This is a genomic window from Hymenobacter daeguensis (assembly GCF_054780555.1).
In genome coordinates, this window is record NZ_BAAGWC010000037.1 from 19,732 (window position 1) to 36,660 (window position 16,929).

14 protein-coding genes and 1 pseudogene are annotated in these 16,929 nt (G+C 61.2%); 6 read left to right on the top strand and 9 right to left on the bottom strand.

Going from position 1 to position 16,929, the window contains the following annotated elements:
* Positions 1 to 112 precede the first annotated feature (112 nt).
* The 3 genes from ACYVHT_RS21765 to ACYVHT_RS21775 all read right to left on the bottom strand — a co-directional run bounded on the left by ACYVHT_RS21765 (position 113) and on the right by ACYVHT_RS21775 (position 3,351).
* Complete coding sequence (locus tag ACYVHT_RS21765) at positions 113 to 1,216, bottom strand: carboxylate-amine ligase (protein WP_460557223.1); 1,104 nt, start codon at positions 1,214 to 1,216, stop codon at positions 113 to 115.
* A gap of 97 nt (positions 1,217 to 1,313) precedes the next feature.
* Entirely contained in the window at positions 1,314 to 2,564 is a 1,251-nt protein-coding gene (locus ACYVHT_RS21770) for an ATP-grasp domain-containing protein (RefSeq protein ID WP_460557225.1), read from the bottom strand.
* Positions 2,565 to 2,643: 79 nt separating this feature from the next.
* Positions 2,644 to 3,351, bottom strand: a complete 708-nt coding sequence (locus ACYVHT_RS21775) for an alpha/beta fold hydrolase (RefSeq protein WP_460557227.1) — start codon at positions 3,349 to 3,351, stop codon at positions 2,644 to 2,646.
* Positions 3,352 to 3,554: 203 nt separating this feature from the next.
* Here ACYVHT_RS21775 and ACYVHT_RS21780 point away from each other — a divergent pair, with 203 nt between their 5' ends.
* Positions 3,555 to 5,048, top strand: a complete 1,494-nt coding sequence (locus ACYVHT_RS21780; RefSeq protein WP_460557229.1) for an alpha/beta hydrolase-fold protein — start codon at positions 3,555 to 3,557, stop codon at positions 5,046 to 5,048.
* A gap of 338 nt (positions 5,049 to 5,386) precedes the next feature.
* Here ACYVHT_RS21780 and ACYVHT_RS21785 read toward each other — a convergent pair whose 3' ends face one another.
* Positions 5,387 to 6,013, bottom strand: a complete 627-nt coding sequence (locus ACYVHT_RS21785; protein ID WP_460557231.1) for an AlbA family DNA-binding domain-containing protein — start codon at positions 6,011 to 6,013, stop codon at positions 5,387 to 5,389.
* An 81-nt stretch (positions 6,014 to 6,094) separates the two neighbouring features.
* A complete protein-coding gene (locus tag ACYVHT_RS21790) occupies positions 6,095 to 6,508 on the bottom strand; it encodes a DUF3127 domain-containing protein (RefSeq protein ID WP_460557233.1) in 414 nt (137 codons plus the stop codon).
* A gap of 132 nt (positions 6,509 to 6,640) precedes the next feature.
* Between ACYVHT_RS21790 and ACYVHT_RS21795 the strand changes: the two genes are divergently transcribed.
* Entirely contained in the window at positions 6,641 to 7,564 is a 924-nt protein-coding gene (locus tag ACYVHT_RS21795; protein ID WP_460557235.1) for an isoaspartyl peptidase/L-asparaginase family protein, read from the top strand.
* Between the two features lie 81 nt (positions 7,565 to 7,645).
* On the opposite strand, the gene ACYVHT_RS21800 is transcribed toward ACYVHT_RS21795, so the two are convergent.
* From ACYVHT_RS21800 to ACYVHT_RS21810, 3 genes are all read right to left on the bottom strand, one after another.
* The gene (locus ACYVHT_RS21800) at positions 7,646 to 8,632 is read right to left on the bottom strand and encodes an aldo/keto reductase (protein WP_460557237.1); all 987 of its coding nucleotides are present in this window, start codon (positions 8,630 to 8,632) and stop codon (positions 7,646 to 7,648) included.
* 143 nt (positions 8,633 to 8,775) lie between these two features.
* Positions 8,776 to 9,720 (bottom strand): cyanophycinase, encoded by a 945-nt coding sequence (locus ACYVHT_RS21805; RefSeq protein WP_460557239.1) that lies wholly within the window; start codon positions 9,718 to 9,720, stop codon positions 8,776 to 8,778.
* Between the two features lie 110 nt (positions 9,721 to 9,830).
* Positions 9,831 to 11,651, bottom strand: a complete 1,821-nt coding sequence (locus tag ACYVHT_RS21810) for a M1 family metallopeptidase (protein WP_460557241.1) — start codon at positions 11,649 to 11,651, stop codon at positions 9,831 to 9,833.
* Between the two features lie 397 nt (positions 11,652 to 12,048).
* On the opposite strand from ACYVHT_RS21810, the gene ACYVHT_RS21815 reads away from it, so the two are divergent.
* The 4 genes and pseudogenes from ACYVHT_RS21815 (at position 12,049) to ACYVHT_RS21830 (ending at position 16,034) form a co-directional block, all read left to right on the top strand.
* Positions 12,049 to 13,797 (top strand): L,D-transpeptidase family protein, encoded by a 1,749-nt coding sequence (locus tag ACYVHT_RS21815; protein ID WP_460557243.1) that lies wholly within the window; start codon positions 12,049 to 12,051, stop codon positions 13,795 to 13,797.
* A 380-nt stretch (positions 13,798 to 14,177) separates the two neighbouring features.
* Positions 14,178 to 14,345: pseudogene (locus ACYVHT_RS21820) on the top strand (helix-turn-helix domain-containing protein); the annotation flags it as partial.
* A gap of 399 nt (positions 14,346 to 14,744) precedes the next feature.
* Entirely contained in the window at positions 14,745 to 14,873 is a 129-nt protein-coding gene (locus ACYVHT_RS21825; protein ID WP_460557247.1) for a hypothetical protein, read from the top strand.
* Between the two features lie 975 nt (positions 14,874 to 15,848).
* A complete protein-coding gene (locus tag ACYVHT_RS21830) occupies positions 15,849 to 16,034 on the top strand; it encodes a hypothetical protein (RefSeq protein ID WP_168673053.1) in 186 nt (61 codons plus the stop codon).
* Between the two features lie 85 nt (positions 16,035 to 16,119).
* Here the strand turns inward: ACYVHT_RS21830 and ACYVHT_RS21835 are convergent, their stop codons facing one another.
* Positions 16,120 to 16,608 (bottom strand): hypothetical protein, encoded by a 489-nt coding sequence (locus ACYVHT_RS21835; RefSeq protein ID WP_460557245.1) that lies wholly within the window; start codon positions 16,606 to 16,608, stop codon positions 16,120 to 16,122.
* Between the last annotated feature and the right edge of the window lie 321 nt (positions 16,609 to 16,929).

The window sequence follows — 16,929 nt, forward strand, 5'->3', positions numbered from 1 at the left end:
TGATAAATAGGCGGTTCCGCCCAAAAAATAGAAAAAGCCAAGCCTCGGCCCGGACTAAAAAAGAAGCAACGCCAACCGGACGGCTAGCGTTGCTAACACAAAGATAATAAGCTTATAGTCCGTGTGTGGTTTCGGCCAGAATGTAGTCGACCACTTTGCTCAAATCGCCGGTTTCGCGGAAAACCTGCAGCTGGCGGTCGGCGCCGGTGCCCATTTCCAGCATCTTCAGCACGTATTCCACTTCGTGGCGGCTGCCGAGGTCGTCCACCACGTCGTCGATGAAGTCGAGCAGCTCCAGAATGAGCTTGCGCGTGGGCACTTCCTCCTGAATGCCGAAGTCAATCATGTTGCCGTCGAGGCCGTAGCGGGCCGCGCGCCATTTATTCTCTTTAACCAGGGCGCTGCGATAGATGCGGAAGTTGAGGTTCTGCGACTTGAGCTTGTAGATTTTGGCTACCAGCGCCTGCATCACGGCGGCCACGGCAATGGTTTCGTCGGCGCGCATCATCATGTCGCAGATGCGGTACTCAATGGTGTCGAAGAAAGGATGGAGGCGCACGTCCCACCATATTTTCTTGCCGTTGTCGATGCAGCCGGTCTTGATGAGCAGCGCGATAAACTCGTCGTAGTCGCTGGCGCTGTGGAAGAAACCGGGAATGCCCGTGCGCGGAAACCGCTCGAATACCTTGGTGCGGAACGACTTATAGCCCGTTTCGCGGCCTTCCCAGAACGGCGAGTTGGTGCTGAGCGCGAACAGGTGCGGCAGGAAATACCGCAGCGTGTTCATCATGTACACGCCCATCTCCCGGTTTTCGATGCCGATGTGGACGTGCATGCCGAAAACAAGGTTGGAGCGGGCGGCCTCCTGCAATTCCTCCACGATTTTGTCGTAGCGGGCATCGGGCGTGATGGGCTGGTCCTGCCAGCGCGAAAACGGATGGGTGCCGGCGGCGCCAATTTTGAGCCCCTGCCGGTCGGCCAGCTCAATTACCTGGCGGCGCAGGTGCAGCACTTCGGTGCGGGCTTCCGCGATGTTGTGGCAAATATTGGTGCCGACTTCCACCACGGCCTGGTGCATCTCGGCCTTCACCTGCTCGTGGAGCGTGACCTTGCCGCCTTCCACAATCTGCGAAAGATGCGAGCGCAACTCCCTGGTTTCGGGGTCAATAGTCTGAAATTCTTCCTCGATGCCGAGGGTAAACACGGGCGTGGCCATAGGGTGGGCGACTACATTTAAGGGAAGGACAAGCACAGCCATACCCGGCCTGCAATGGCCGCGCGCCGGTTATGGGTTTGTGCAAATAATGAGAGAGTTAGCTCTTTTTGGGAGCCGCTTTTTTGGCAGCCGGCGTCTTGGGCGCGGCAGCCTTTTTCGCCGGGGCCGGAGCGGCCGCCGCGGCGGTGGCTTTGGGTGCAGCCGCTTTCTTAGCGGCCGGGGCTTTGGCTACGGGCACCTCGCCGGTGGGCGGCTCGGGCTGGGGGGCGCTGGCGGCTTTCTTCGGGGCGGCTTTTTTGGCAGCCGGCTTGGGCGCGCCGGTGGCACCCAGGTCGTTGGTTTCGCTCACGGCGCTGCCTACTTTCACATCGGCGGCGCTGGTGGCAGATGTCGCGGTTGCGGCGGCTACCGAATCCTGCACAAACTTGCCCCAGGTGAGGTTGGTGCCACCCGACTTGGCGGCTTGGGCCCGCTCGATGGCCAGCAGGGCAGCGTGCTCTACCACCCACTCAAAGTTCTCAGCACCAACGGAGTTGACATCGGCATCGGGCGCGGGGTTGCCGAAGTCGATGGCAATGGGCACGCCGCCGCGCACGGCAAATTCTACCGTGTTGAAGTCGTAGCCCAGGCCCTGGCACAGGCGCAGGGTGTAGTCCTTGATGGTATCGAGCAGCTGCTGGCCGGCCTCGCCCTCGGTTTTCATGGTCGTCTGGTAGCGCTCGTGGGGAGCGTTGCGCGGCTCGTAAGGCATGATGAGCACATGCTTGCCGCCCAGGCAGTAGCAGCGGAAATAATCCTCAAATTCAATGGCTTCCTGGTACAGCATCACCAGCTGGCCGGTTTCGTCGTAGGCGCGCCAGGCTTCTTCGGGGTTGTCTACTTTGTACACGCTTTTCCAGCCGCCGCCGGCGTGAGGCTTCATGAAGGCCGGGAACCCGATGTGCTCAAACGCCTTCTGCCAGTCGAACATGGTCAGGTTGCGGAACGAGTTTTCGTTGGTGTCGTCGGGGCGGGCCTTGCTGGGCAGCAGCAGCGTCTTGGGCACCGGCACGCCCAGCTGCACGGCCAGCGCGTTGTTGAAGAACTTCTCGTCGGCGCTCCACCAGAAAGCGTTGTTGATGACGGCCGTGCCGGTGAGGGCGGCGTTTTTCAGGTAGGCGCGGTAGAAGGGCACGTCCTGCGAAATGCGGTCGATGATGACATCGTAGCCGCAGGGCACGGCCTGCTCCACCTGCTCAATTTTCACGAATTCGGCCGTGATGCCGTCCACGGCTTTCTGATTCACGCGGTCGACGAAGGCCTGCGGAAAGGTGTTTTCCTGTCCGAAGAGGATACCGATTTTTTTCATGGCTAGGTTGTTTTGGTAGCGTTATGCTAGGCGGTGGGGGAAATTGGTGGTGAAAAAATGCTGATGAAAGCGGGTGATTTTAGCGGATGGTGTTCAGGTACTGCGGAAACATTTCGCGCCACACGGGCCAGTCGTGGTTGCCGTACGGCTTCACGTCGAGTGTGAACGGAATGCCCTTGGCGCTCAGAATGCGGGCCATGTCGTAGTTGGCCTCTTTGCAGAAGTCATGCTCGGCCGTGCCCAGAATGATGTTCATCCACTGGAAATGCTCGCTGTGCGCGCCGGGGATGAACTCGGGCGGGTTGTTGTAGTACACGTTGTCGTCGTGGTAGCCGCTCACAAACTGGCGAATGTCGAAGGCCGCGCCCATCGTAAACAGATGCGCCACCTGATTAGGGTGGCGGAAGGCGAAATTGAGGGCATGATAGCCGCCGAAGCTGCAGCCGGCCACGCCGATTTTATCGACGTTGCACTCTTTCTGCAAGGCGGGCACCAATTCCTCGCTCAAAAATTTGTCGTAGAAAATGTGGTTCCGCACCCGCACATCGGGCGATAAATGCTTGGCGTACCAGGAGTGCGCGTCGATGCTGTCGATGCAGAAGAGCTTCACGCGGCCGGCTTCCACCAGCGGGCGGGCGGCTTCGATGAGCTTAAAGTCGCGGGCTTCGTTGTCGTGGCCGCCCGACGTGGGGAAGATGACCACCGGGTAGCCCCAGGTGCCAAATACCAGCATGTCAATGTCCTGGCCAAGGTGATGCGAGTAAAAACGGCGGTGTTGTTCGTGCACGGGCGGGGGGAAGAGGGGTGAAAGAAGCCGTTTGGGAGTAGCTGCGCGGCAAACTAGTCAAGAAATAACGGACCTGCCACATTCAACCTGATTTATTTCCATATTTAGGGGCAACGCAACCGGGTTCGTTACTTTGTTTGATGCTTTCAGAAATTACCGATTCATTACCGACCCACACGGGCACCCGGCTTTGCCGGGAAGTTGTGGCTTCCAGCTTTTTGGGGCGCGAGGTGGAAGTGAGCATCCTGCTGCCGCCGGCCTCGGCCGCCGCCGCGCCATACCCCGTGCTCTACCTCAACGACGGTCAGGACCTGGAGCGGCTGGGCCTGCAGGCCACCCTCGATACCTTATATACGAGCAATGCCCTCCGGCCCTTCGTGCTGGTAGCGCCCCACGCCAACGAGCAGCGCATTCAGGAGTATGGCACCGCCGCTTCGGCCGATTTCAACGGCCGGGGCAGCCTGGCCGGGGCCTATTCGGAGTTCGTGCGGAAGGAACTGCTGCCCTTTGCCCAGGCCAATTACCAGGCCTCGGCCGACCCCACCCAGGCCGTGATGGCCGGCTTTTCGCTCGGCGGCTTGTCGGCGTTCGATTTGGTGTGGCATCACCCCGGGCATTTCACGCGGGCGGGCGTGTTTTCGGGCTCGTTCTGGTGGCGGCAGCGGGCGGTGGGGGCTGGCTACACGCCTTCCGACCGCATTATGCACGGCCTCGTGCGGGCCGGGCAGCTACACCCGGCCCACCAGTTCTGGCTGCAAACCGGCACGCTCGACGAGCGCGGCGACCGCAACGAAAACGGCGTCATCGACTCCGTCGAAGACTGCCTCGACCTCATTGAGGAGCTGCGAAAAACCGGCCTCGATACGCAGCAGGCCCTGCGCTACGTGCAGATTGAGGGCGGCCACCACCACCCCGATACCTGGGGCCGCGTGATGCCCGATTTCCTGATTTGGGCGTTCGGAGCCGATGCTGCGGCACAAAAGCTGCCCGCGCCGCTGCCCGTCGTGCGCCTGTGCTTCGACCCACACCTGGCCCCGTCCATCATTCCCTCAACTTCGCCGGGCCCCACGGTGCCGGTGCCCCCGCTGGAATTGCCTGCTTCGGATGCGCCGGCCCAGCAACCCCTTACCACGCCGGCCGTCCTTGCCACTCCCCCAATTGCTGCGCCCATGTCGATTACCCGTCCCGCCGAAGGCGATTTTCTGCCCTACGCCGCCAGCTACATCAACCAGATTCCGGCAGATGTCAACCCGTTGGACGCGCTACGCACCCAGCCCGGGGAAATTCATGCCGTGTTTGCTAATCTGAGCGAGGAACAGGCCGAAAAAGGCTATGCCGAAGGCAAGTGGAGCCTCAAGGAAATGCTGCTGCATCAGATTGATACGGAGCGCGTGTTTGCCTACCGCGCCATGCGCTTCGCCCGCGCCGACGGCCAGGACCTGCCCGGTTTCGAGCAGGACGACTACGTGGCCAACAGCAACGCCAACGCCCGCTCCATCGCCAGCCTGCTGGCCGAGTACGATGCCACCCGCGCCGCCACGCTGGCGCTGTTCAACAGCTTCAGCGAGGAGCAGCTGGGCCGGCGCGGCACGGCCAACGGCGGTCCGGCCACGGTGCGGGCCCTGCTCTACATGGTGCCCGGCCACGAGCGGCATCACCTCAATCTTATTCGCGAGCGGTATCTGCCCATGCTATAAAGTAGTGGCAGTTTTTCGGTAAAATCTATACCTTCGCTTATCGCAACGCCCCGGCCTGGCCGTGCGTTGAAAGCCCCGAACTACCCCCTCACCTAAACTTCTTTTCAATCATGGCTAAAGCGCAAGATGCCCGCAAAGAGAAAAAGAAAGAGCCCACTAAATCCATGAAGGAGAAAAAAGCGGAGAAAGAAGAGAAGAAAGTAGCCCGCGCCCGTAAGCAGGAATAGGCTGACGGATAGGGCGTGCAAAACGCGCTATCCGTTTCATTATCAAGAGAAGAGGCCGCCCATTGGGCGGCCTCTTCTCTTGATAATGAGAGCCTCTGTAGCATCCGCAGCTCAGCGCGTATAATATACTTCCTTCTCCTTGTCGTGGTGGCGGATGTAGCCGTGGAGCACCAGCTTTATCAGCGTTTGATACGCCCGGCGCTTGCCGAAATTCACCAGCTTCATGTACTGCGCCAGGGTGATGCGCGGATGGGTTTGCAGGTAGTCGATAACAGCCAATTCCTGCTTGTTGAGCGGGAGTTTTTCGAAGCGGGCCGCGGGCTGCTGGCGCTCCAACAGCTTCTCGGTGAGGCCGCTGGTTTGCACGCTGGCATCGCGCACGCGCACGTAGCCGCGCCAGTCGTCGGGAGCTACCTGGGCGCGGTGGGGCTTGTTGAGGCTTTCGGGCACCGTCACGATGAGAACCGTACGGCCGTCGGCTTCTACCTCCTGGAAGCGCAGGGTGGTGAGCGGAGGCTCAACGTAGTGCTGCGCGGCCTCGCGGAGCACGAATAGCTCCTCGTCAGGGTCGCGCACGCCCAAGATGCGGCCGGCATCATCCACGCCCACCAGCACCTGGCCGCCCCGCGTGTTGGCCAGCGACACCAGCGTGCGCGAGATGCGGCTGGGGTGCGTCGTTTTCTGCTTGAATTCCAGCTCCTCGCCTTCGCCCCGCGCAATCAGCTCATGTAAATCCATGCCTTCCTATACGCAAACCGGGCATAAAAAATGCCGCTCCGGAGTTCCGGAGCGGCATTTTTTGTTCTGCGGCTGGTTGCCTTAGAAAGGCAGGTCGTTGTCGTCGTCGCTGGCGATGGGCGCCGCCGAAGGCTGAGCGCGCAGCGTGGGGTTCTGGTTCTGGGCAGCGGGGCGGGGAGCGGCTTGCTGGCTGCTGCCACCGCCGTAGCTGGCACCACCGGCGGCCTCAATTTTCCAGGCTTCGAGGTTGGTGAAGTACAGCATCTGGCCGTTTTTGTTGAAGCCCCGGCCGCGCAGGTCAAACGTAACCTTCACTTCATCCCCGATTTTAAAGGATTCAACGAGGCTAACTTTATCCTGAGTCAGCTGGAATTTGATGTGTTGCGGATACTGGCCGTCCTGGACTTCCAGCACGAACTCACGCTTGCGAAACTTTTCGCTTACCTGCTGTTCGTCAAAGATTTCGTGCAGCCGGCCGGTTACGTCGTATGCCATAAAGCTAGTGGTGTTTTTGTATGTGTAGACTTGAACCTCAAACCTACGAAAAAAAACACAAGCAGCCGGCCGGCCGTTCCCTGCGGCTACCTTTGCGCCCGCTTTTCTTCGTGCTTTCTCACTCCTTATAATATGTTCGCACTTGCCATTCATGGCGGAGCCGGCACCATTGCCCGCGCCTCCCTCACGCCCGCCGACGAACAGCAGTACCGCGCTGCCCTTGCTGCCGCTCTTGCTACCGGCTACGATATGCTGCGCGCCGGGGCCGCCGCCCTCGATGCCGTGGAAGCCGCCGTGCGCAGCCTCGAAGACTGCCCGCTCTTCAACGCCGGCCGCGGGGCCGTGTTCACCCACGATGGCCACCACGAGCTGGACGCTGCCCTCATGAGCGGCCACAACCGGCTGGCCGGGGCCGTGGCCGGCGTGCGCCAGGTGCAAAACCCCATTCGCGCCGCCCGCCTGGTGATGGAAAAAACCGAGCACGTATTATTAGGCTACCCCGGCGCCGACGACCTGGCCCGCGAATACGGCCTGCCGCTGCAGCCGGCCGAGTATTTCTTCACCCAGAAGCGCTTCGACCAGCTTCAGGATGCCATTGCCGCCGGCAAGATGCAGCTCGACCACGCCGCCGACCCCAACTGGAAAAAAGGCACCGTGGGCGCCGTGGCCCGCGACCAGCACGGCCACCTGGCCGCCGCCACCAGCACCGGCGGCATGACCAACAAGCGCTACTCCCGCATCGGCGACACGCCCATCATCGGGGCGGGCACCTGGGCCGATGAGCGCTGCGCCATCAGCTGCACTGGCAATGGGGAGTATTTTATCCGGGCCGTGGCGGCTTACGATGTGGCCTGCCTGATGGAATACAAGGGCCTGACGCTGGAAGAGGCGGCCCGCACGGTGGTGCAGGACAAGCTCGCGCCCGTGGGCGGCGAGGGCGGCCTGATTGCCGTGGATGCGGCCGGAAACGTCACGCTGCCGTTCAATTCGGAGGGCATGTACCGCGCCAGCCAGGTTGAGGGCGGGCCGGCGCGGGTAGCTATCTATAAGGAATAGCTCCCCGCGTGAGCTTTGGCGCTCGCGTTCCGGCACGTCAAGCGTTGGAATGGCGCGAGGACGCGAGCACCAAAGGCTGCGCTACCAGCTATAATGCACCAGCGGCCGAATCCGCCGGTCATAGACTTCCCGCACCGCCTGCATTTGCTCTGCCGAAAGCGCGGGCAGCTCCGCCGCTTGCAGGTTCGCAAGAATCTGCTCGGGGCGGGAGGCCCCGGGGATGACGCAGCTCACTTCATCAAACATCAGAATCCAGCGCAGGGCCTGGGCGGCCAGCGGGGCGTGGTCGCCGAGGGCTTTTTTCAACTCCTCCACAGCGGCGAGGCCGGTTTCGTAGTCGACCCCGGAGAAAGTTTCGCCGCGGTCGAAGGCTTCGCCGTGGCGGTTGAAGGTGCGGTGGTCGTCGGGAGCGAACCGGGTTTCGGGCGAAAATTTGCCGGTGAGCAGGCCGCTGGCCAGCGGTACGCGCACGATGAGGCCGATGTCGCGGCGGGCGGCTTCCTTGAAAAACAGCTCCGGTGGGCGCTGCCGGAACATATTAAAAATGACCTGAACGGTGGCCACGTTTGGAAATTCAATGGCTTTCAGGCCTTCCTCCACTTTTTCGACGCTCACGCCGAGGTGCTGGATTTTGCCTTCCTCGCGCAGCTGGTCGAATAGCCCGAAGATTTCCGGCCGATAGTACACATCGGTGGGAGGGCAGTGCAGCTGGATTAAGTCAATGGTTTCCAGCTGCATGTTGCGCAGGCTGTCCTCCACGAACTGGCGCAGGGCGGCGGGCTGGTAGGCATCGGCGGTGTGGGGCTGAAAGCGCCGGCCGCATTTCGTGGCTACGAAAATCTGCTCGGAGCGGGCGCGCACGAGGCGGCCCACCGCTTTTTCGCTCTCGCCGTCGCCGTACACGTCGGCCGTGTCGATGAAATTGATGCCGGCATCCACGGCCGCGTTCAGAATTTTATCAGCGTTTTCGTGGCTGAATGGGTCGCCCCATTTGCCGCCCACCTGCCAGGTGCCGAGGCTGATTTCAGAGATGGAAAATCCGGTTTTGCCGAGCTTGCGGTAGTTCATTTTTTGAGGACGTTGAAACGGTGAAAGAAGCCTGCCCGTGGGGGCGGGCCCTACCAGAAATACCTGGCCGGCAACCTGAGCATTTGAAAAAAGCCTGCTTATCAGAATGACAGGCAGGCTTTTGGGTATTCTATACCAGCGAATTACTCTGCTGCCGAAGGAGCGGCTTCGGCTACTGCAGCTGCTTTCTCGGCTTCGGGCGTGGCCGTGTGCAGGGGCAGGGCCTCCTTGCTGGCGTAGAATTTCCGCTCGCGCATGTCGTACACATTGCCTTTGGCCAGCACGTGCATCGTCACATTCTCAATGGAAAGCACGGTGCCTTTCTTCGCGGCAGCGGCATTGTTGTGCTGAATGTCGTGTCCATCGAGGATGATAACCAGGTTAGAGCCAATGGTTTCCACCCAGTTGCCTTCGGTGATGAGCACGCCGGTGTCTTCGCCCAGCCCGATGCCGATGAGCCTGGGGTGCAGCGCCACCGATTCGATGAGCCGCCCAAACCGGCCGCGCTTCACAAAGTGCGAATCGACAATGGCCGCCGGCAGCAAGCCCAGGCCGGTACCCATTTTCACAGCCCCTTTCAGCAGCGCATCGGGCACCGAGCCGCCGCGAATCATGTGCTGCGACATGGCCATGGCCCCGGCGCTGGTGCCGGCAATCACAAAATTCGGCTCGGCATAGTAGCGCTGAATCATGCGGTCCAGGAAATCGGTTTCGCCGAACATCTCGCGCAGGCGCGACTGGTTGCCGCCCGAAAACATCACCACATCGGCGGCCAGCAGGCGCTCCAGGTACTCGGGCTGGCGGGCATCTTCCGGCGTGCGAATGTCCATGATGCCCACGTTCAGGCAGTTGAGCATGGCGAAGGAGCCCGTGTAGATGGGGCCGACTTCGGCCGGAATCATCGAGGCGGTGGTGATTACTTCGATGCGCGGGTCGGGCTTGCCCGATTCCAGCACGATGCGCTTGAGAATGCCGAGCTCAAAAAAATTGAGGTAATACTTGCGGCGGGTCTTGGGATTGGGGTAGGTACCCTTGTCCTCGTTGCCGCCAACGGCGATGAGCTTGCCGAGAGGGATGATGCTTTTCAACGGATAGCGGGGATAACTGAGAGTTGCGGTAAATACGGGTGAGGCCCCCAAAACGGTGGGTGGTCGCAGAAACGTTGGCAAAGTTCGGGTCGGGCGGCCATATAATAAGGTTACGTCCGTACGGCCAGCAAGGTATCGATTGTGCCAGTCGCCACGGAGTGATAGTTGGGCCGGGCTTTGGCATAAATGGCACGGGCTCGGTTGCGGCCATCGGGCGTGGCCAGCAGCGCCCGGTAGAGCGGCACCAGAAACTTGCGCCGCCCCACGTGCAGCAGAAATTTTTCCAGTGCGGGTTCCGCTGCCGTGTAGCCGGCCCGCAGCGTGTGCGGAAACCAGGCCGCCAGAATTTCGGCGTTGCCGGAAGCCGTAAATTGAAACGCGGAATCGACGGCAGCCAGCTGCTCGGCGGTCAGGGCCGGCGGGAGGCCTTGCAAAAAATGCACCCACTCGTGGCTGCTCCAGCCGGCAGTGCCGGGTAGGAGGGCCGCCGGGGCAATGCCATTTTCGAGTTGAGCCAGGGCCTGGTCCACGGCTTCGAAGCGGCGCGATGTCACGGCCGGGGCGTTGGAGGGGAGGCCGGGGCCATCGACCCAGGCGGCCAGGTTAAGCGTTGCTTCAAGGCCCGGCGTCTGGTCCAGCAGCTCGGCGCGGAGGTAGTGCAGGAAGGTGGCAGTGTCCATGGCCTGAAAACTGAAGCGGGCGAAGTACTCCTTAATAAAGGCATCGAGCCGGGGGCGGCCCACCAGCGACTCCAGCGTGAGCAGGAGGGCGCAGCCTTTTTCGTAGGCAATTTCGGTGAGGCCTTCGTCGGGGTCGCGGCCGGCCAGGGCAAGGTGCAGGTGAGTGTCGGGACTGGCCACGCCAATTTCTTCGATGGTGTGGTACAGCGCCGCCCGGCCCAGCACCTGGAGCATGTCGGCATATTCGCCGCCATACAAATGTTCCATGATGCGGCGCTCGAAATACACGGTAAATCCTTCGTTCAGCCAGAAATCGTTCCACGTTGCATTTGTAACCAGGTTGCCCGACCATGAGTGGGCGAGCTCATGCGCTACCAGACTGGTCAGGCTGCGGTCACCGGCCAGAATGGTTGGTGTTACAAATGTTAATCGAGGATTTTCCATGCCACCAAAGGGGAAGGAGGGAGGCAGCACCAGCAAATCGTAGCGCTCCCAGCGGTAGGGGCCGTAGAGGTCTTCGGCCGCCGCCACCATTTTTTCCAGGTCGGCAAACTCGTGGGTAGCGCTGGGCAGCGTGGCCGGCTCGGCATAGATGCCGGTGCGGTGGCTGAGCGGGGCGAAGGCCAGGTCGCCCACCGCCAGCGCCATGAGGTAGGCCGGAATTGGCTGGGCCATGCGAAAGCGGTACTCGCCGCTGGGGCTAAGCTGCTGCGGGTTGTCGGCGCTCATCAGGGCCAGCAAAAGGGCCGGTACGCGCACCGTGGCCTCGTAGGTGAAGCGGATGCCGGGCGAATCCTGGCAGGGCAGCCAGGTGCGCGCCAGGATGGCCTGCGACTGCGTGAAAAGAAAGGGCTGGGTGCCGGCTGTCTGCTCCGGGGCCAGCCATTGCAGGGCCGCCGCCGTGGGGGCGGTGCGGTAGCGAATCCGGACGGCGGTGGCAGAGGGCGCCAGTTCCACGCTCAGGGCCTGGCCCAGCACCGGGTCGGACGAGTTATCCAGCGCGAAAGCAGCGGGAGAGGCTTCGCCCGTCGCAGCCAGCGTTTCCACGGTTTCGAGGGTCAGGCCGCGGGTGTCGAAGACGACCGTGGTGGCCGCGCCGGGCGCGGCGAGCTGCCAGGTGGCCGTGCCCGCCAGCGTGCGCGAGTCAAAATCAACCGTGAGGTCGAGGGCCAGGTGCTGTACCCGCGCCGGGCTGCGGCTGGCGTAGCTGTGCGGGTCGGTGGGCAGGATGATGGGTGAGGGAGAAGCCATGCGAGTCAGAATCAGGTCAGAAGAGGGAAGCGGGAAATCTAGCGTGCAAAAAACAAAAAACAGCCGTTGGGTAATTGCCTCCAGGCAACCTGGCCTGGCCGCCGGCCGCCGGAACGCCTGAAGCCAGCCGCCATTTAGCCAACCCGGCGCTCGCACTAAAGGCTTATAACCAGCGCAATGGCCGCCACCGCCACCCGGCTGATAAGGCGTTGAGTGGGCTGAGGTACGAAGACTGGCACGATTCCGGCCCGGCCCGGTGCTTGGGCTGTGCCCCGCCGTGGCGTACTTTGTGGCCGGACTGCCTGCGGGTGGCCCGGACAACCCCGCCTTGCGGTTGGCAGTACACTGCCCAACTGTCGGGGTTGCCCCGGCCATTTTCCGTTTATTTCCCTTTCTCATGTCCTTTCTGTTTCGTTTAACTTCTCTGGTCTGGGTACTGTTGGTCGCGGCCCTCAGCAGCATCGCGCTGCAGTCCTGCGGTTCCGATAACACCTCCCAGTCGGCCGATGGCACTACCCAGAGTGCGGACTCTGCGCCGGCGGACGTAGCCGCCGGCCCCCAGCCCCTTATCGATAGCACCTACGTCATCAAAACCTTCCAGGCCGAGCCCGCCTTCAAAGCGCAACTGCTCCCGGCCCGTCGCTTCTACCGGGAGCGCGGCTTCCGGTTGGGGTGGTTTAAAGGCCACCAGCCGGTGAAGCAGGCGGAGGCCCTGCAGGCCATCATTGCTAAAGCAGCAGAAGAAGGACTCGACCCTAAAGCCTACCAGGTGAAGGACTTCAAGAAGCTGTTCGGTGAGCTGAATCAGGCTCGTTCTGACACCGCGCGGCGCAACGCGCTGGAGCAGCAGATTGACGTAGCCCTCACTGGGGTGTACATGAAATGGGCCAACGACTACTACCGGGGCATCGCCAATCCGCGCGATACCAAGAGCACGTCGTGGCAGGTAAAACCCAATAAAATCAAGCTGAATAAGGCCCTGGCCACCTTCCTGGGCGACCGTAAAAGTCGCTACAACTACTACGAGTTTGCTCCGCTGCATCCCGAGTACGACCAGCTCAAAAAGGCCCTCGCCACCTACCGCGCCCAGGAGCGGGCGGGCGGCTGGCCCACCTTGCCGGCCACGCTCAACCTGAAGCCGGGGCAGTCGTCGCCGGCCGTTGCCATCCTGCGCAAGCGCCTCCTCAACAGCGCCGGCGGCGAGGCAGCCGCTTCTTTGCCCGCTGATTCGGCCAAGCATGGCGCCGTGCCCGTGGCCTACATCTACGACCCCGAAGTAGTGGCGGCCGTGAAATTATTTCAGCAGGACGCCGGCCTGAAACCGACCGGCATTGTGAGTGGCGAAACCCTCAAGCAGCTCAACGTTCCCATCGGTGCCCGCATCGACCAGCTCATTCTGAACATGGAGCGGTGGCGCTGGCTGCCCAAAAAGTTTGAACCGAATTACCTCCTGGTGAACATTCCGGAGTACACGCTGCACGTGATTGAGGGCGATAAAGAAGCCTTCAACATGCGCGTGATTGTGGGCAAAGTGCTGCACGAAACCCCGGTGTTCAGCGACAAGGTGGAGTACGTGGTGCTGGCTCCCTACTGGAACGTGCCGTTCAGCATCATCGAAAATGAGCTGCGCGGCAAGCTCGTGGCCAACCCCAACTACCTCGACCGGCTCGACATGGAAGTGGTGAAGGGCTACGGCCGCAAAGCCACCCCCATTGACCCCAATACCGTGGACTGGGCCAACGTAACGCAGAACACGTTCAAGTACACCCTGCGCCGCCGCCCAGGCCCCAAAAACGACCTCGGCGATGTGAAGTTTATCTTCCCCAACTCGAACGATATCTACCTGCACGATACCCCCCACGACGAGCTGTTTTCGCAGAGCAACCGCAGCTTCAGTCACGGCTGCGTCCGCGTGGCCGAGCCCATCAAGCTGGCTGCCTACCTGCTCCGCGACCGCCCCGAGTGGGACAAGCAGACCATCCTCGACAGCATTGCCACGCGCCGCGAGAAGTACATTACGCTAAAGGAAAAGCTGCCCGTGTACCTCGTGTATTTCACCGCCTGGGCTGACGAAGCCGGCCACCCGCACTTCCGCGACGACATCTACGGACTCGACAAAAAGCTGGCGAAGGAATATTTCGACTAGCCAACCACACCGGCCATCGACTCCGAAAAGGGCCCGGCAACCAGCGGTTGTCGGGCCTTTTTTGTGCGTTCTGGTGTGCGCAATAAGAAAGGCTGGCGATGGGGAAGTTCACGCATAAACCTGCGCCGTGATGCCATGGCCAAGACTCCCAGGATAGAACACGCGCACTATACATCGGACGGATTCGGGGAGGATACTTAGGGTTGACTGCTAATTACAATTGTGATTAATTACAGTAAGGAGGTGTTGCGAAGAGTGCTTGTTACAAGTGTAATCAGCAAGCGGACATGGGTTAAAATACATTTGTAATTAAGAGAAGTTCATTTCGGGATAGGTGCAGACCGTCAAACACTGCTACATTTGTAATCAAATTATTGACAATGGTTGAGCGTATTCGGACACTGCTGGAAACCCGGCAACTGACACCTACCCAGTTTGCAGATGCTATTGGCATAGCCCGCCCGATAGTCAGCCATATTCTCTCCGGCCGTAATAAGCCGAGCCTGGAGGTAGTGCAGCGCATTCTGGCGGCCATGCCCGACCTATCGATGCCCTGGCTGCTCAATGGGACCGGCCCAATGCTGGCACCGGCCAGCCAGCCGGCACCAGCTATTGTTGCTTCGCCTGCTGCCGCTGCGCTGCCACAGGCTCCGGCTCCCGCCAGGGCAGCAGCTGCTCCCGCTCCAACGGCCGAAACCCCGCCAATGGCCAGCAAAAGCCCTGACCTTGCCCCTATAGCGCCGGCTCCACGGCAAGCTGAAGCAATTGCGAAGCCAATGCCGCGCCGCTTTACAGCCCTGGCTGGCAAAGAAATACGAAATGAGGGTGCCGGACCTGCCGTGCCCGCAACTCAGTCGGGAGCGCCTGCGCCGGCCCTGCCAGCACCCGCAGAGCTTGCATCCGAAGCTGCTGCCTTGCCGGAGCCGGCCCAGGTTAAGGCGCCGGGCATGCCGCCTGCCGTGCCACCAGTAGCCGATGCCACTGCTGCCGCCCTGTTTGCCGGCACCGAGAAGCCCATCCGCCGGATTGTGATTTTTTACCGGGACGGCTCCTTTGCCGATTATCAGCCCGAGTAGCTGCCCGATTCACACCCTGCACCCCTGATTGGGGGAAGGCCGTTATAAAGCGTAAGAGAGAATTGGGCCGCGTTTTGGTGCGGCTGGCGCCCACACTGGCCGTGCAAAATGGCCACTCGGGCAAGGCTTCTTAATAGCCGAAAAGGTGGCAATCAAAGTTGTTTTGGGTGGCTGTGGCCTAGTGGGCTACATGGGCGTTACGAGCAATCAACCGGGACCAGCGCGGCTGTATGCAGGCCGGCAATGATTAACCAGAGGATAGGTCACAACACTGATTATTTCAATTTGTCAGGCTGTTCAGCGGGCGAACACATTGCCAGCCTGTCTGCCCAATTTGTTGGCGTGATTAAATCAGAAAACAACATATACATTTTTTGTCTATGCTAATCTGCGTGGGTTTGGTGCTGTAAATTTTGTAGACAAATAAAATGAGTAATAAGTGCCTGTATACCAATAATAATAATGGTGCTAATGGAAGTAAAAGATTTGGTGTTATTTGGCCCGTTTTCAACGGGTCGAATTCATTTTTGTGAGAGTGTGATTCTAACATAATGAGCGCCGGTGATGAGGTGTCGCTACACTACGCCAGTGTAAAATGCTAATGATTTTGACGGCGTTACACTTGCTTCGAGTGCAATTGAATGGCTGCCTGCCACAGCATGCTTGCTAAATAAGTGGAGTATGGAAAAGCATTGCGCTACGCGGGGGCTGCCCCAAAGTGTAGCCAGTGTGTTGACCCTGCAAGGCGGCCCGGCACAAGGCCGGCTGGCTGCATGGGCAGCATCTGCTCCGCAGCTGCCGGTGCGATGCCTTTACCGGTATGTTGCCAAATGTAAATGACCTTGGGACATGGCCACCGCGTTTCGTTTTACGGCCTGGCCTGCCGCACTGCCAGGCCACGCACCGGCCGAAGAGAGTGGCTACGAAGCCCCGCTGGCGGTTGCGCGTTTCGCGGCGGCAGGCTACCTTCGTGGCATGAAACTGACTCGCACGAATCTTTGGTTGGCCGCCGCTGCGGCAATGCTCCTGACGGCCTCCTGCGCCCAGGCCCCCGATGCCGCTGAAGCGGAGAAAGACCCCTCGGCTGATGCCGCCTACAAGCGCGCCCACCGCGCCGAAGGCTACCGCGAAGCCCAGCGCTCCAACGTTACCCGTAACTAAGCACAACCGGCGCACGCCCGAAAAAGCAGAGCCCCCGTCAGCATACTGACGGGGGCTTTTTGCGTGTGGCGGCGCGCCGGAAAGTTTAGCGGGCGGCGGCCAGCGTTGGCGTGGGGACCGAAGGCTCAGCCAAATCGGGCAGGCTGATACCCGCCAGCAGGTCGCGCTCCAGCAGGTCGGCCCAGGTGCGGAGGTAGAGCACCACGTCGTCGCGCTGGTTGTGGCGGAGGGCATCGCGGCGCTCGAACGGGATGGCGGCCCGAATGGTGGGGTCGGAGATGCGCTCCAGGTGGGTGAGGTCGCGGCGTGTGAAGCCGAGGGCCAGCATCTCGTCAATGGTCTGGTCGATGGGCAGGCCGCTGGTGGGGCAGTAATCGATAAGCTGACGCTCCCAGTCGCCGTAGCGCTGCATGGCGCGGGCATGGATTTCGGCCTTGGTGAGGCGCGTGACGGTCTGGGCGAGGTGGCCGCAGTTGCAGCTGCCCATGTGGCCCCATTGGTAAGGAGCCTGGGTGGCGAGGCGCTGGGCCGTGTCGCGCAGGGCCTGAATGACGGGGAGCGAGGGATGGGCCATTTTTTAGTAGTCAGTAATAGGTACCAGGTATTCAGACCAGATTTGTCGCTGCTACAGAAGCGGCTGTGGTATCGGAGCAGCCGGGATGCAGTCTGAAAAGCCAAACGGCCCGGAAAAAGTTTTCCGGGCCGTTTGGCTTTTTGATGGGTGAACGCAGCGAAGGGGCTTAGAACGAGCCCCGGCGCGTGCCGCCGGCATCGCCCCGACGACGGCCGCCGAGGTCGCCGCCTTCGCGGTTGCCGCCCACGTTCACGCGGGCCCCGCCGCTGCCGAAGCGGCGCGCGGTGTCAGACTGGCCATTGCCGGCCGGCCGGTTGCGCT